We start from the raw sequence: 837 nt of genomic DNA, 5'->3' as shown, positions 1-837 counted from the left end.
CTTGACGATGCCGCGCTCGACACGGCCGGTGACGACGGTGCCGCGGCCAGAGATCGAGAACACGTCTTCGACCGGCATCAGGAACGGCTGGTCGATCGGACGGTCCGGCTGCGGGATGTAGGCGTCGACCTGCGTCATCAGCTCAAGGATGCGGTCCTCGCCGATCGCCGGCTCGCGGCCTTCAACCGCCGCCAGGGCCGAGCCCTTCACGATCGGAATGTCGTCGCCCGGGAAGTCGTACTTCGAGAGCAGCTCACGGACTTCCATTTCCACGAGCTCAAGGAGCTCCGGATCGTCGACCATGTCGCACTTGTTGAGGAACACGACGAGCGCCGGCACGCCGACCTGGCGCGCCAGCAGGATGTGCTCGCGGGTCTGCGGCATCGGGCCGTCAGCGGCCGAAACCACCAGGATCGCGCCGTCCATCTGCGCCGCGCCCGTGATCATGTTCTTCACATAGTCGGCGTGGCCGGGGCAGTCGACGTGCGCATAGTGACGGTTCGGCGTCTCGTACTCGACGTGCGCGGTCGAGATGGTGATGCCGCGCGCCTTCTCTTCCGGCGCCTTGTCGATCTGGTCGTACGCGGTGAACGTCGCACCGCCGGCTTCGGCGAGCACCTTGGTGATCGCCGCGGTCAGCGACGTCTTGCCATGGTCGACGTGACCGATGGTGCCGATGTTGCAGTGCGGCTTGTTACGTTCAAACTTTGCTTTGGCCATTTGACTCTCCGTTCAGTCGTTGACTGGTATCAACGACAATCAAGCAAACTTCTTCTGGACTTCCGCCGACACGTTGGCGGGTGCTTCTGCGTAGTGGTCGAACTGCATCGTAAAGGT

1 protein-coding gene is annotated in these 837 nt (G+C 63.3%); it reads right to left on the bottom strand.

The window, feature by feature from the left end; translation table 11 throughout:
* On the bottom strand, positions 1-720 hold a 720-nt coding region (locus D1614_RS27930; protein ID WP_119440472.1), incomplete at its 3' end, for an elongation factor Tu.
* Between the last annotated feature and the right edge of the window lie 117 nt (positions 721-837).

This window comes from Maribellus luteus (genome assembly GCF_003576475.1).
GTDB classification, from domain to species: domain Bacteria; phylum Bacteroidota; class Bacteroidia; order Bacteroidales; family Prolixibacteraceae; genus Draconibacterium; species Draconibacterium luteum.
Note: the sequence above shows the minus strand (reverse complement) of the source record. Positions and strands in the feature narration are given on the sequence as shown.